This window comes from Paenibacillus methanolicus (assembly GCF_008124765.1).
In the GTDB taxonomy this organism is placed as follows: domain Bacteria; phylum Bacillota; class Bacilli; order Paenibacillales; family Paenibacillaceae; genus Paenibacillus_Z; species Paenibacillus_Z methanolicus.
The window spans coordinates 18724-33262 of sequence record NZ_VNHS01000018.1; the positions used below are offsets into that span (position 1 = coordinate 18724).

Consider the following 14539-nt stretch of genomic DNA (forward strand, 5'->3'; position numbering starts at 1 on the left):
CTTAAGTATCGGTCCAAGGGCGAAAGAAAAACCGGTGCCGCGCTAACAATCGGCAGCGGCGATGCGGATGCGTTACGCCTCCCGGCTTGCGGAGAGACCGCCGCGCATCGCCATGCCTTTGCGGTATTGCTCCGGCGACTGGCCTTCCGCCGCTTTGAACAGCCTGCTGAAATGCGCCAAATGCCGAAACCCCACCGTGCGGCAGACGTCCGAGACGCTCCGGTGCGGCTCGAGCCGGAACAGCATTTTGGCCTGGTTCAGCCGACGGTTATAAAGATATTTGAAGACGGTCGTGCCCGTCACTTCCTTGAACAGGTGAGATAAATACGGCTTCGTCAGATGCAGCGCGCCCGCGATCATATCCAGCGTAAGCTCCCTGGCGTAGTTCTCTTCAATATAAGAAACGACCGACTGTACATGGCGTTCTTTGAGCGAGTCGTGCTCATGCTGGCCTGTCGGACCGTCGCACCATTCCCGAATGAGCGCCAGCACGTCGAGAAAACGGAAGGTGAACCGGTCGGCTCCCGCTCCCGCGCCTTCCGTCTTGCGCGCCCGATACAGGACGTGAAGCTGAGCGAGCAGCGCTTCGTACTCGTCCTGTTGCGCCGCGCTGAGCGATAACCGGATATTGCGCAGCTCCTCGAAAGGCTGCAGCATATGCGCCGCCGCTTCGGGACGCAGCAGCTTACCGATCATCGCCGGCTCGAAGTGGAGGATCGACCGGACGTACGGCTGGTGCGGCGACGGGTTGGAGCAGTGCAGCGTCATGCCGTGCATGAGAATCAAGTCGCCGGGCTTGAGCGCGATCAGCTTGTCGCCGATCAAATAATTACACTCGCCGCCTTGAAAATAGTAGATCTCGTAGTACGGATGCGAATGAAACTGCGCACCCGCCATCGGGGCGTCGTTCCGGTATAGCATCTCGACGGGCGACAGCCATTGGGATTGATGGACCGGTGCCGGCACGCAGGCTTCCTCCAGTTCGGACGGCGCTTGCACGTTGAATGCCGCCGCCTCGTTTTCTCCCATTTTACCATGATCGCCAAAGGGGGGAACAGCATGGAATTGGGCCGGAACGGAAGCCAGAGCCGGTTCGGGCGCTGCGGCGCTAACGGACTTGGAGCGCCTGCTGCTGCGCCCGCACGCACAATTCGCCCGCCTTGAACGCGTGCGCCTGCGTCATCGCCTGCTCGGTGCGGTTCAGGCAATCGAGAATCAACTCGCCGAAGAACGGATAGCCGACTTGACCGCCCACCTGAAAATGATGCTCGCCCTCATGATTAACGAGGTAGACGTGATCCCCCCGTTTGTCGCGGGCAATGTCGATGTATTTGCGCAGCTCGATGTACCCGTCCGTGCCGAGAATGACGGTTCTTCCGTCTCCCCAGGTGCCCAGACCATCCGGCGTCAGCCAGTCGACGCGGAAATAGTTCGTCGCCCCGTTGTCGCCGACCAGCGTCGCATCGCCGAAATCCTCGAGCTCCGGGAAATCCGGGTTGCGGTAATTGCCCACCTTGCTGTGCAGCACCTTCGCGTCTTGGCAGCCGGCATAGTAGAGGAATTGCTCGATTTGGTGACTGCCGATATCGCATAGGATCCCGCCGTATTGCGCCTTGCGGAAAAACCAGTCCGGCCGCGAAGAGGCGTTCAGCCGATGCGGACCCGTCCCGAGCACTTGCACCACTTGGCCGATCGCGCCCTCCCGCACAAGCTTACCCGCGTAGACGGCGCTCTCCACGTGAAGACGTTCGCTGTAATAGACCATATATTTGCGTCCCGTCGCGCTCGCTTGCGCTCTAGAGGCCTCGACCTGCTCCAGCGTCGTGAACGGCGTCTTATCGGTAAAATAATCCTTCTCGTGCGCCATGACTTTCATGCCGAGCGCCGCCCGCTCGGACGGCACTGCCGCCGCGGCGACCATGCGGACGGACGGATCTTCCAATATCGCCTCCGGCGACGATGCGGCCTGCACGTTCGGGTAGGTCTTCAGAAAAGCGGCCACTTTGGCCGGATCGGGGTCATACACCCACTTCAACGTACCGCCAGCCTCCAGCAGGCCGTTGCACTGGCCGTAAATATGCCCGTGGTCGAGCGCCATCGCGGCGAACGTGAATTCGCCCGGACCGCATACCGACTCCGGCTTCTTCACCGATACGGGAGCGTAATTCATACCGTCTCCGCGTTCAAAGGATGCAGCCATTCGCCCTCGCTCCTCTCGTCGGGATCGCCGGGCTCGCGCCCGGCTTCCGCTTATGCGCCAAGATCGACGCGTCTCATCTCGTGGGAATCGTTGTAACCGGTTGCTTAATACGTGCCCGTCAAATCCGCCGGCTTCCCGGCCGTCTCCGCTTTGCGGACCGAGGACGCCTCGATGCGCTTATTCAGCTCCGCCTCATGGAGCGCTTCGTCGAACGGCAGGTCGACCCAGCCGTCGGTCCATGTGGACAGATGCATCGCGTTCGAGATCGATAGTCCGTGAATGCCTTCCTCGCCCGGCGCGATCAGCGGCGTGCCATGCAGGATGGCATCGGCGAAATTTTGAATAATACCCGGGTGGCCGGAAGAGGTGCCGTGAATCGGAATGTCCACTTTCCAGCATTCCGGCGTCGCGAACGATTCCGTATTGCGCGCATTGAAGTCCGGCTCCGGCTCGCGCAGCCGCCAGAACGTCATCTCGTCGTTCTCGATGACGATTTTGCCCCGCGTGCCCGCGACCTCGAACCGGTTCGTGCCCGGCGCTTCGCCCGTCGTCGTAATGAACACGCCCGTCGCGCCGTTCTCGTACTCGGCATAAGCCGTCACGTCGTCCTCCACCTCGATGCTGCGGTGCTTGCCGAAATGACAAAACGCGCGAATGCGCGTCGGCATCATGCCGATCGTCCACTGCCACAGGTCGAGCTGATGCGGGCATTGATTGATGAGCACGCCGCCGCCCTCGCCGCTCCACGTCGCGCGCCACGAGCCCGAATCGTAATAAGCTTGCGAACGGTACCAGTTCGTAATGATCCAGTTGGTGCGGCGGATCTCGCCGAGCTCGCCGGCGGCGATGAGATCGCGCAGCTTCCGGTATAGCGGATTCGTCCGCTGATTGTACACGATGCCGAATTTCAAGCCTTCCTTCGCGGCGACCGATGCCGCCTCGTTCATCTCCCGCACCTGCTTCGCGTACACGCCGGCCGGCTTCTCGATCAGCACGTGCACGCCTTTGGCGAAAGCCCGAATCGCTTCCTGCGGATGGTCGTAATGCGGAGTTGCCACGATAACCGCATCCACCAGACCCGATTCGAGCATCTGCTCCGCGTTCTCGTAGACCGCGACGCCCGCCAATTGCTCGCGCGCCCAATCCCGCTTCGCGGGCATGCCGTCGCACACCGCCGTCAGTTTCGCGCCTTTGATTTTGCCCTCGATCAGACTGCGGGCATGCCCCGCCCCCATATTGCCGATGCCGATAATGCCGTAACGAACCTCCGTCATGCTTGCAGCTCCTCCGTCCATGCGCGCATTTGCTTGGCGTAGACGCCCAGCATCGTCCTCGTATCGTATGCTTGGCTGAAATCCTCCACGCCGAACCAGCCTTGGTATCCGACTGCCTTCAGATCGGCCAGCACTTGCTTCCACGGCACGATGCCGCTGGCAAGCGGTCGCCAGGAACATGCGAACGGCAGCGTGTTCAGCGGTTCGGCCTCCGGCACGCCGCTCTTGGCCGCGCTCGGCGCGTTCGGGTGATCGGCCGCGGGCAGCCAGACCGCGTTCTTGACGTGAACGTGCGCCAAATAAGGGCCGAGCAGCTCCATCCCCATCCGGTAATTCTCGAACCCTTCATGCACCATATTGCCCGGGTCATAAAGCACGCCAACGTGATCCGGGTTGAACCGGCTAACAAGCCGGTAGGCCAAGGACGCGCTCGGGGCGATCGTGGCGTGATGCGTCTCGACGACGGCCTTGACGCCGTAATCCTTGGCAAGCGGCTCCACCTCGGTTAAATAGCGAATCTCCTGCTCGAACAAATCGTTGTAGTTCGCCGTCCGGTTATAACCCGGCACGCCGACGCGCACCATCGATGCGCCAAGCCGCTTCGCAAGACGGAATACCTGCTCGGTCGCCTCCAAGTCGCCGGCCGAGATATACGGCGTCAGCGCGATCGCTTGCCGGCCATGACGACGCGCCGCCTCATCGAACGGTTTGATATCGTCCTCGCCCGCGCTCGGGGCGATCGTGCACAAGTTGTTGCCCCAGAACGACGCCTGCTGCGCGCGGACCGCCTCGTCCGTCTCCTTGCAGCGCCACTCGATGCCTTCGATGCCGCTGGCGGCAGCCGCTTCGCACAGCTGATCCGGCGTCAAGTCCGGCGCGGCTACCGTGAATATCGACAGTTTGATTCCATCGCTCACGCCCGTCATCCTCTCGTTCTCGTTTTGTCCAGCGTCTCCCAAATGCCGTTCAAATAGGTCGCCCCGAGCGCGCGGTCATACAGCCCGTAGCCCGGACGGCCCTGCTCGCCCCAAATCATGCGCCCGTGATCCGGCCGAAGCGGACCGTCGAAACCAGTCTCCCACAGCGCTTCCAGCACACGCACCATGTCGACCGAGCCGTCGCTGGACCGGTGCGACGATTCTTGGAACGAGCGCGGTCCGGTGCGCAGGATATTGCGGGTATGGGCGAAATGGATTTTGCCTTGGCCGCCGAATTCGCGGATGATCGCCAGCAGATCGTTGTCCGCATCCGCCCCAAGCGAGCCGGAGCAGAAGGTCAGCCCGTTCGCCGGACTGTCGACGTGATGGAGCAGCCGCTCGATCTGCTCCCGGTTGCTCACGATGCGCGGCAAGCCGAAAATCGGCCACGGCGGATCGTCCGGATGGATCGCCATGCGGACGCCCGCTTCTTCCGCGACCGGGATGATCCGTTCCAGGAAATACGCGAGGTTCTGCCATAGATCCTCCGCGGTAACGCCGTTGTAGCTGTCGATCAGCTGCTGCATTTGATCTTTCGTATAGCTCTCGTCCCAGCCGGGCAGCGACAGATCGCCCTTCACCGGATCCATCAGGGCGATCGTCTCGTCCTCGAAAGTCAGCGTCGTCGAGCCGTCCGGCAGCCGGTACGCAAGCTGGGAACGCGTCCAGTCGAAGACGGGCATGAAGTTATAGCAGACGACCGGCACGCCTTCCGCGCCGAGTCTGCGGATCGTTTGACTGTAATTATCGATGAGACGGTCTCGGGACGGACGCCCGAGCTTGATGTCTTCGTGGACGGGAACGCTTTCAATGACGGCGAGCGCAAAGCCGTGCGACTCGACCGTGATCTTCAGGTTGCGGATCGCGTCGAGCGGCCAGGCTTCGCCGACGGGCACGTCGTACAGCGCGGTCACGATGCCGTGCATGCCCGGAATTTGGCGGATGGCGCCGAGCGTTACGGGGTCGGATTCGCCGAACCACCGGAAAGTCATTTTCATCGGGTTCTCTCCTTACAATAGGCGATATGGACGCTTGCATGGTGCAGGTCGTCACGTTCTATCCCGATTGTAGCACCCGTTGCCCGCTAGCGGACGGCCGAGGAGTAAGATGATTAACCACAGTCAAATGAATGGCTGGATTGGATGCTGAGAGTTAAGCTGGTTGAGGGGGCTCCGTCTTTCGTGAGAAGCGTTCGATCGAAGAAGGAGAAAAATTCGTGAAGTCGATGATTATAGATCGCGGATTGGGTCAAGTGGATTGAGCTCGCTACTGCAGCTCAAATCCGCTTGCGCGACGCTGGCCCTATTGGATTAAATTCGACAACAGTAGACAAAGAATAACAAAATGTCCCCAACACCGATTTACGAGCTTCTAGACTCGTGTTATGATCTATTTAATTAAGACTATGTACTCAGCCAATGTGCTGAAAAAAGGCAAACCCGTACGAAAGTCGGGGACGCAAAGCCACGGGTCTACTCCTGTTGAACAGGAATGACAGCCGGGCTGCTCGACGCCGTTGGCTTTTCTTATCCAATGCGTCGCGCTCCTCACACTCAATCATGACCAAGGGAGAATTAGCGCGATGAAAACGAAATTCATGCTTACCGTCTTCGCATGTTGCTTACTGTTTCAGACCTTATTCGTTCAAACGGCCGCCCACGCTTCCGCCGATCGCGCATCCAACTGGGCCGCGCTCAATTACGCGCCCTATACCAAGGGGCTCGAAGTTAACCCGCTTAAAGGTTTTGTCCCCTACGACGCCGCAAATTCTTCCTTCCCGCACAGCATGGAGTGGTTCAGCCTTCCGCTGAGCAGCCTTCAAACCGGCATGCAGACCTTCAACTGGACTCCGCTTGAGAAAAAGCTCGACGAAGCCGCAAGCCGTGGCCATCAAGCCGTCTTCCGTATTTATCTCGACTATCCCGGCGAGGCTATCGGCGTTCCCCGGTTTCTGATCGACGCCGGCGTTCCCATGCGCAGCTATAGCGCATTCGATAATGAGACAAGCATGGCGCCGGACTGGAATAACGAATTGCTGCTGACCGCCATGACCAATTTTATCGGAGCCTTCGGCAAGAAATACGACCGCGACCCTCGCATCGGTTATATTACGGCCGGCTTGTACGGCTTTTGGGGCGAATGGCATGTCTATCCTTACGATAGCGGTACCGGAACTGCGAATTGGTCCATGAGCTCCGCTAATCAAGTCCGCCTGCTTGAAGCTTACCGCGATGCATTCTCGCATACGCAGATCCTTCTGCGCAACACAACCGAAGGAGCCGCGTCGACTTCGCTGCTCCAGCAATTCGGCTTTCATGACGATTCCTTCGCCTATAGTACAATCGGTCCCGAAACTTGGCAGTTCGCTCCTTCCTTGCAGCTTGCGGGGCTCTCTAATCAATGGAGAACCCATGCCGTGGGCGGCGAGCTTAGGCCCGAGTTGCAGTCCAGCATCTTCGCCGGCGGCGATCAAGGTCAAGGATTCCAAGCTTCCGTCGATGCTACCCATATTTCATGGATGATCAACAACCACGTGTTTGATCACGAGGTCGCCGGTTCGGAACTAACGCAATCGCTTAACGCCCATAATTCGTTAGGGTATCAACTGCATATCCCCGCCGTTAATATTCCGCGAACTATCGCTAACGGCGCGGTTCAGGTCGGCGTACAAATTCAAAACAAAGGCAACGCGCCGTTCTATTATCCTTGGCAAACCGAAATCGGACTGCTGGGTTCGAACGGCTCGATCGTTCGCGCTGCGGGCGGCATAAATCTGAATCTGCCGGAGATTCAACCAGGGGCTGAAGCCGTGACGCGCTTCTTGGACATCGACATGAGCGGCCTTCCTCAAGGCACCTACAAAATCGCGCTCCGCGTTGTCAATCCGCTCCCCAACGGGTCGCCGGTACGGTTTGCCACCGAGGGACAAGATCAAGATGCGGAAGGCTGGATGACGCTAGGCTCAACCGCGATCGTACCCGAAGCGCCGTCCGCTCCGTCTACCGGCCTGCCGACGACTGCGCCATCTGCTCCGGTTGATCCGGCGGCCAGCATGATGCTGGATAACTTCAACGAAGCGGATCAATGGTCGCGAACCAATGATTTGGGATTGTGGACCGGCGCCAACTCCTTTGACAACGGCGGAGGCAGTATCGATAACGGAGCGCTAATGCTGAACTACCGGGGCGATGGATATTTCGGCAGCGATTTGAAGAACATCAATCTGAGCGGCTACAAGAAGATGATCATTCGCGTTAAGGGCAGCGCCGGCGGCGAAGAAAACCATGTTAAACTGCAGCTTGGCGGCGTAAACAAGTTCCTCTCCAAATGGTCCTCCTCGGTCATCGCCACCGAGTATGCCGACATCGTGATCGACTTGAAAGCAAGCGGCGTTAATCTGGCTTCCCCAAAAGCGCTGAAGATGACGTTTTGGCACGGGTATACAGGCACGATCTGGATTGACGAGATCCGATTTGAAGCCTAATCGCAAAAACGAAAAACGAAACGGCCTTCTCCCTCGTAACCGGGAGCAAGGCCGTTTTAGCGTGCGTATTCATCTAACCCTCAAGCTACACTTATTGGATGACCTCCAGCTCTCCGATCTTATATCTGCCGTCCGTCGTTCTGCCTTCATTCGCGAAATCGATCCCGGGCTGACCCGTGACGGGATCTACGATTGCAGCGGATAGCTCATACGTTCCCGGAGCAAGCCCTCGCGCTATGGGCAAATGAACGATCGCCTCATTCGTGCCCGGCAGCCACTTTCGGATATCGGCCCCGCTTCGAATGGAGCTCACGACCTTCCCGGATGCATCCGCCAACGTAAGTTCCAACGGCCACCGGAAGTAGAACGGGGCAATGCCCTTATTCTTCGCCAGCAGGCGGATATGCAGCGTATCCCCGGGCTTTCGTATTTCTTCATAGACCGTTTTGTACAGAACGAAACGATAGCCGATCGTCTTCAAGAACCGGTCGATATTCGCCTGCAGCGGTCCGCCCGCTTCTGCTCTGACCGGCGAATTCGGCCCCATCCACGAAACATGCGTTAATTGGGCTTGATAAAGCGTCTCCTTGATTTGCGCATCGCTGAAGTAATTCAGCACGTTAGCGCTAAATTCCCCGCCGCTTGGAGCATTCTTCCAAAAGTCGGGCATCGCCGGCTCCTTCTTTTGGGTTAACCAGGAGACGTAGCCATTCTTATACCAATCGTAAAATCCGTCGACCGTCGCATCTCTTTTGCCGAACGCATCATTATAAAGCCCCATTTTATGGTTGAGCGCGATCTCGTGCGGCCTGCGCATCAGCAGCGGTTTATTCGTAAAATACCGAACGTAATGACCTGCGTATTGGTCGGTTACCCGCTGCCCGGGAAAGTCGATCGGATTTTCGCCTTCATCCATCGTATGCCATTCTCCCCAGTGCCCGATGCTGCCAAGCTGTACAAAGGCAATTAGAGGATCCGCGTTGTAACGTCGCGCAACTTCGGCAATAAGCCGTTCGTGATAGCGGATTAAAATCGTATTCGCGTAATCGGGGCTAAACCCTTGACCGTATTCGTCGTCATACCAAACGCCGGCTTCGTCTATTTCCTCGTACAGCCAATCCGGTATATCCATATGGGATACATCGGACGGGTAATCCAGCACGATTCTAAGATTGATTTTAACCCCTTGCGCCCGCCATTCCTCAAAATGGAACGTCTGCTCGATTTCTTCGAAGGCGAATCGTCCCTTTTCAGGTTCCAAGTCTCGCCACGTCAAATTGGCATGAACCAATTGGACAGGTTGAACTACATCCAAAGTCCTGCTATCCCCGACAAAACCCATGTAAGGATTGTGCAGCACCTCGCTCGTTTCAACGGGGAAAGAGACGGTTTTCCCATCAGTTCCCGCGTTCATGGGGGTCGCCACAAATAGTATACTTACAATACCTAGGAATATCAAAATACCTTTTTCGACATTTTTCGGCACTTTTCTCCCTGCTTTTCTCCTGGATTTGCCCGAACGTTTCTTTCGTGTCAGTCATGCAAATCTTTGCACGATCATACCAAGGTTCTATAACCATTTGTTAGCAAGCAACCGATAACATTACTTTAGCATCCTTTAATTATGCCCCTAAAACATAGATTGGAGCTGTTCCTACCTCATGAAAGTATTAATAACGGGCGGATACGGATTTATTGGATCGTTTGTTGCCGAGCGGTTTCACAAAGAAGGCTACGACGTTTATATTATCGACAACCTATCGACAGGAAGCAAGAACAATGTCGAATTTAAACACAAATCTTATCTCCTCGCCGTAGAAGACCGAAAATGCGAGGAAATTTTTCGCAGCAACGGCTTCGATATCGTCGTCCACCTGGCGGCCCAAGTGGATGTGGTCACTTCGATGGAAAACCCGAGGCTGGACACCAAGTCCAACATACTCGGCTTATCGAATATGCTTAACCTTTCTGCCAAATACGGCGTCAAAAAGTTTATTTTCGCTTCCTCCGCCGCCGTGTACGGCTTGAACGATTCGCTGCCTATTCCCGAACATGCGGCCTTGAATCCGATTTCCCCATACGGGATGAACAAAATGCTCGGCGAAACTTATTGCGCCAAATGGAAGGAAATTTACGGTCTCGATACGTTATGCTTCCGCTTCTCCAACGTCTACGGACCTCGTCAAGGCCGCGGGGGCGAAGGCGGCGTCGTTTCGATTTTCATGGAGCACGCGATAACCGGCAAATCGTTGACCGTCTTCGGCGATGGCGGGCAAACCCGCGATTTCATTTATGTCGAGGATGTGGCCGATGCCATCTATCGCTCCTCTTATTCCATGCTCGGCGGCGTATACAACCTTTCGACGAATCAAGAAAGCAGCGTTAATCGCCTGATCGAGACGCTGCGCGACTTGCACGGCGACATTCAAGTGCTGCGCAAAGAGTCCCGCCCTGGCGATATCTACCGCTCCACGCTAGATAACAGCGCCATCGCGCGATCCCTGGACTGGTCGCCTAAATACGATATCGGCGAAGGTCTTGCGCGCACCTATGCCTGGTTCGCCCAAGCAGCGACCGAGGAACAAGCCAGCCAACGTTCCGCCGATGCCAAGAGCGCTTCGCCTCGCATGGAAAAGTTTGCGCTTGTTAAATCCTACCTGGAGAACATATTGGCTTTCTCCGTGCTCGTATGGGCAACCGTCACGCTGGAAGACACATCCTTTTATACGATCGATCTAAAGCTCATGTACATCATTATCATTGGCATCCTCTACGGCAGCCGTCAATCCGTAATCGCCGTCATGTTGTCCGTCGGGCTTTACGTCTATCAACAATTGGACAATGGCCGGGATATGATCGCCTTGCTTTATGATACGAACTTCTTCTTCCAGACCGCGCTTTACTTGTTTATCGGACTGATTGTGGGCTATTCCGTGGAACGCCGCAATAACCAGTTGAAAGGTAAGGAGCACCAGCTTGAGATTCTCGAGGAGAAACATGCCTTTCTGAGCGAGGTGTACGATGAAACCCGCACGGTGAAAGAAGAACTGCAGCAGCAAATTCTCAACAACGGCGACAGCTTCGGCAAGCTCTATTCGATTACGAAAGAGCTCGAGAGCCTGGAACCGGAACATATTTTCAATTCTACCGTGTCGGTCGTGGAAGAAATCATGAAGACCAAGAGCGTCACCATTCATACGGTGAACAAATCGGGCACCTTCCTCCGGTTGGCTGCTCATTCGAATCGCATACCCGGCCTGAAAAAATCGTTGCAAGTTCGCGACTACGCCTATTTGTCGGAGTTATTGCGCCGAAAGCAAATTTTCGTCAACCGGGAACTGCAAAGCGACCTCCCGCTGATCGCCGCGCCCGTCGTGATCCAAGGGGAGGTTATCGCCGTCATCGCGCTGCATCATTTGGACTTCGAGCGCTTCTCGCTTTATTACGAAAACTTGTTTAAAACCATTACCGAGCTCGTCTCTTCCGCCCTCTTCCGCGCGCATGCCTATATTGAAGCCAACGGCAGCATGCGCTATGTAGAGGGGACCGCCAAGCGGGTACTGCGGCCGGAAACATTCGCCGATATACGGACGAGCAAAAAGCTGGCCGCCCAAAAGAACGGCGTCGACTATGTCCTGCTCGCGGCTGGCGAATTTCTCGATACGAGTCCTCAAGATATTCAAACCATCAGCGAATCGCTGCGGGAATCGGACTACTTGGGCGTTGACGAACAAGGCCAATTGCTCATCCTGCTGAGCAACTCCAGCAAAGAGGAAGCGGCGATCGTGATGAACCGTCTGCAGCCAAAGCAGATCCGTCTGCGTCTCGTGCAGGAGGATTTACTCTATGCTTGATTGGTTATTCCTGTTCTACGTAATCAGCGTAGGCGTTTGGTTCGGTCTCCGTTACAAGCGCGAGAAATCCGAATTCGCCGTTCGCTTTGCGTTTGCCGTCGCCTTCCCTCTTGCAGGACTGATGCTCCCGATCTTCTGGCGAAAACGGTGGCATGAACGCAATCGGCAGCACGTCGAGCAGCGTATCGCCGAAATCGACGAAGCGACCTCTAACGAGGGGCGTTTCCCCGCGCCGACCGTCATCCGGAAGCTTGAAGTCGAGAACGAAGTGAACATCGTTCCATTCGAGGAGGCCTTGATTCTCAATGAAGTCGGAACGAGGCGCCGGGCCATGATCGATTTGCTCAAGAAGGATACGATGGAATATCTCGACGTATTGCGGCTCGCCGTTAGCAACGAGGACACCGAAACGTCGCATTACGCGGTAAGCGCCGTCGTGGAAATCAAGCGTAAGCTAAACCTGGCCATGCAGGACCTGGCGGTTAAATACGAAGAAAACAAATCGGACCTTCATCTTCTTCGCGCTTATGCCGACATTCTTCGTATGTACATGCGCAGCGGTTTCCTTGACCATCGGACGATGCTGAAACTTCAAACCACGTATATCGATGTTCTCGAGCATTGGATTGTCTCGGATCCCAAGGAAGCTCACGCGTTTAAGGAAGCGATCGATACCCAGATCGACATCGGCCTATTCGAAGCGGCCGAGCGTAATGCCCGGTTATATTTAGAACAGCTGCCGCTGGACGAGGATGCTTATCTGGCGCTTATGAAAGTGCACTTCTCCAACCGTCAATACGAACGGCTTCAACAGACGCTCGAACGGCTCAAGCAATCGCCAATCCGGTTATCCAATCACGCGTTGACGTTAGTTAGGTTCTGGTCGGAAGGAGTTTCGCCGAAATCATGAACGATTCGCCAATTAAAATAAAAAGCAACATGGTCGTCATCCTTATTCTTATCGTGGCTTTCGCGCTCGTGGTTCAAATCACCCGTTCGCAATACGTACTACGGTTTAATTCCAATCAGGAACAGGTAAAGAGCGTTCAGAGCTGGAAACAGGATGCCGAGGCCCCCAATCCGCCGATTGCTTCAGCATCTTTGCCGTTCTGCCTAATGTACGACGGAACGGACGAAGCGAGCACGAAGATGATGGATCAAGCCGCTCACGTCCTCTCGTACATGAAACGGCCTTCCGCTGCATTCGATATTCGCCAGGCTCCGCTGCAGCCGGAGGGATGCACGGCTATCTTGATTTCCTTCCAGCAGATGAATCTGCTCGGCGATCCTGATAAGATTGCCGAATATGTCCGGAACGGCGGTTATGTGTTCCAGCTCATCCAGCCGGAAGAAGATGCCGCATTCTACCGACTATACCGCAAAATGGGCATTCTCAATTCGGGACAGATCAGTCCCAGCAAAGGCGTAAAACTCGAGCAAAACGTGCTGATCGGCGAAAAAGATCTCCTGATCGCGGACGAATTCATCATCAACACCGTGATGGACGTCGAGCTTGATCCGAACAGCCGCTTGCTGATGTCCACCGCCGAAGGCGTCCCGTTAATGTGGGATCATGTTTACGGAAAAGGAAAATTCATGGTGTTTAACGGCACCATGCTGCAGGAGAAAATCAATCGAGGCCTGATTGCCGGCGGAATTTCGTTGCTTCTGCCCGATTTCATCTACCCGATTTTCGATGCCAAGGTCATGTATATCGACGACTTCCCTGCCCCGATCGGCCAAACGGTCGACGCCGCCATTTATAAGGAATTCCGGCTCGATCGTCCGGCTTTCTTCAAACAAATCTGGTGGCCCGATATGTTGAAGACGGCCAAACGGCATACTATCAAATACACCGCCGTACTAATCGAGTCCTATAATGACAAGGTTACCCCGCCATTCGAGGCTCCGAACGACGCCGACGAAGAAGGACTGATTTCCTTTGGCAGGGAAGTGATCAAGAGCGGCGGCGAAATCGGCTTGCATGGTTATAATCACCAATCTCTCGTCTTGGATCAAGCCGTCTCGGACGAGTTTGGCTATCAAGCTTGGGCGAATACGAACGACATGCAAAATTCCATACAAGAAGCCATCCAATTTACGAAAAGATCGTTTCCTAGCTATACCATGCTCGGCTATGTGCCGCCTTCCAACGTTCTCAGCAGCGAAGGGCGCCAAACGATTAAACAGGCGTGGCCGGAACTAGCCGTTATTTCCTCGCTTTATGCCGAGGACATCACCGGCTTGTCTTATGTACAGGAGTTCGAATTAGCGAAGGACGGCGTCCTGGAGATGCCGCGCATCACCTCCGGCTACTTCGAACAAGCTTTCGAGCGCTGGGCCGAAGCCAGTACGATGACGACGCTCGGCTTCTATTCCCACTTCATCCATCCGGACGATCTGCTCAGCCCGGAGCGCAGCAACAATATGAATTGGGAACAACTGCTCGAGGAATATGACCATCTGCTGGCGCGCGTGGAGAAAACTTACCCGTGGCTGACGCCCAAAACTTCTACCGAAGCCGCAATCGGCGTGAAGCGGACGCTGCAAGCCCAGGTCGAATGGGAACAGGATTCCGGCAAAATTACGGGACGCGTGCACGACTTCGAGAACGAGCTGTCATTCGTATTGCGAAGCGACAAAAAAATCGGCTCGCTATCCGGATGCACGGTCAAGAAAATCGATGCCGGCACCTATTTAGTCGTGGCTTCCAAGGCAAACTTTACTATTGAATTAAGCGAGGCATAACC

At 55.8% G+C, this 14539-nt stretch carries 10 protein-coding genes and 1 riboswitch; of the genes, 4 read left to right on the forward strand and 6 right to left on the reverse strand.

Annotated elements, in window-relative coordinates; genetic code table 11:
- Positions 1–72: 72 nt before the first annotated feature.
- The 5 genes from BCM02_RS32745 to uxuA form a co-directional block, all read right to left on the reverse strand.
- Entirely contained in the window at positions 73–1029 is a 957-nt protein-coding gene (locus BCM02_RS32745) for a helix-turn-helix domain-containing protein (RefSeq protein WP_148933339.1), read from the reverse strand.
- A 79-nt stretch (positions 1030–1108) separates the two neighbouring features.
- Entirely contained in the window at positions 1109–2200 is a 1092-nt protein-coding gene (locus BCM02_RS32750; RefSeq protein WP_148933340.1) for a Gfo/Idh/MocA family protein, read from the reverse strand.
- Between the two features lie 104 nt (positions 2201–2304).
- On the reverse strand, positions 2305–3474 hold the full coding sequence (locus tag BCM02_RS32755) for a Gfo/Idh/MocA family protein (protein WP_148933341.1): 1170 nt from the start codon (positions 3472–3474) through the stop codon (positions 2305–2307).
- On the reverse strand, positions 3471–4379 hold the full coding sequence (locus BCM02_RS32760) for a sugar phosphate isomerase/epimerase family protein (RefSeq protein WP_148933392.1): 909 nt from the start codon (positions 4377–4379) through the stop codon (positions 3471–3473). The genes BCM02_RS32755 and BCM02_RS32760 overlap by 4 nt, the downstream gene beginning before the upstream one ends.
- A 17-nt stretch (positions 4380–4396) precedes the next feature.
- Entirely contained in the window at positions 4397–5449 is a 1053-nt protein-coding gene (gene uxuA, locus BCM02_RS32765; RefSeq protein WP_148933342.1) for a mannonate dehydratase, read from the reverse strand.
- Positions 5450–5873: 424 nt separating this feature from the next.
- A riboswitch (cyclic di-GMP riboswitch) is annotated at positions 5874–5962 on the forward strand.
- 71 nt (positions 5963–6033) lie between these two features.
- Here uxuA and BCM02_RS32770 point away from each other — a divergent pair.
- On the forward strand, positions 6034–7935 hold the full coding sequence (locus BCM02_RS32770; protein ID WP_148933343.1) for a DUF4832 domain-containing protein: 1902 nt from the start codon (positions 6034–6036) through the stop codon (positions 7933–7935).
- Between the two features lie 91 nt (positions 7936–8026).
- Here BCM02_RS32770 and BCM02_RS32775 read toward each other — a convergent pair whose 3' ends face one another.
- Positions 8027–9196 carry a DUF4832 domain-containing protein gene (locus tag BCM02_RS32775; protein ID WP_187434541.1) on the reverse strand — a complete coding sequence of 390 codons (1170 nt, stop codon included), beginning with the start codon at positions 9194–9196 and terminating at the stop codon, positions 8027–8029.
- 400 nt (positions 9197–9596) lie between these two features.
- Between BCM02_RS32775 and BCM02_RS32780 the strand changes: the two genes are divergently transcribed.
- Genes BCM02_RS32780 through BCM02_RS32790 form a run of 3 tightly spaced genes read left to right on the forward strand, consistent with a single transcriptional unit; the run spans position 9597 to position 14537 of the window.
- On the forward strand, positions 9597–11789 hold the full coding sequence (locus BCM02_RS32780; RefSeq protein ID WP_148933345.1) for an NAD-dependent epimerase/dehydratase family protein: 2193 nt from the start codon (positions 9597–9599) through the stop codon (positions 11787–11789).
- Positions 11782–12699, forward strand: a complete 918-nt coding sequence (locus BCM02_RS32785; RefSeq protein ID WP_148933346.1) for a tetratricopeptide repeat protein — start codon at positions 11782–11784, stop codon at positions 12697–12699. The genes BCM02_RS32780 and BCM02_RS32785 overlap by 8 nt, the downstream gene beginning before the upstream one ends.
- Positions 12696–14537 (forward strand): DUF2194 domain-containing protein, encoded by a 1842-nt coding sequence (locus tag BCM02_RS32790; protein WP_148933347.1) that lies wholly within the window; start codon positions 12696–12698, stop codon positions 14535–14537. The genes BCM02_RS32785 and BCM02_RS32790 overlap by 4 nt, the downstream gene beginning before the upstream one ends.
- Positions 14538–14539 lie beyond the last annotated feature (2 nt).

Bases quoted from the DNA above. Each gene is read 5' to 3' on its own strand.
- uxuA (WP_148933342.1), bottom strand. From the start codon at position 5,449: ATGAAAATGACTTTCCGGTGGTTCGGCGAATCCGACCCCGTAACGCTC.
- BCM02_RS32750 (WP_148933340.1), bottom strand. From the start codon at position 2,200: ATGGCTGCATCCTTTGAACGCGGAGACGGTATGAATTACGCTCCCGTA.
- BCM02_RS32790 (WP_148933347.1), top strand. From the start codon at position 12,696: ATGAACGATTCGCCAATTAAAATAAAAAGCAACATGGTCGTCATCCTT.
- BCM02_RS32780 (WP_148933345.1), top strand. From the start codon at position 9,597: ATGAAAGTATTAATAACGGGCGGATACGGATTTATTGGATCGTTTGTT.
- BCM02_RS32785 (WP_148933346.1), top strand. From the start codon at position 11,782: ATGCTTGATTGGTTATTCCTGTTCTACGTAATCAGCGTAGGCGTTTGG.
- BCM02_RS32745 (WP_148933339.1), bottom strand. From the start codon at position 1,029: ATGGGAGAAAACGAGGCGGCGGCATTCAACGTGCAAGCGCCGTCCGAA.
- BCM02_RS32755 (WP_148933341.1), bottom strand. From the start codon at position 3,474: ATGACGGAGGTTCGTTACGGCATTATCGGCATCGGCAATATGGGGGCG.
- BCM02_RS32770 (WP_148933343.1), top strand. From the start codon at position 6,034: ATGAAAACGAAATTCATGCTTACCGTCTTCGCATGTTGCTTACTGTTT.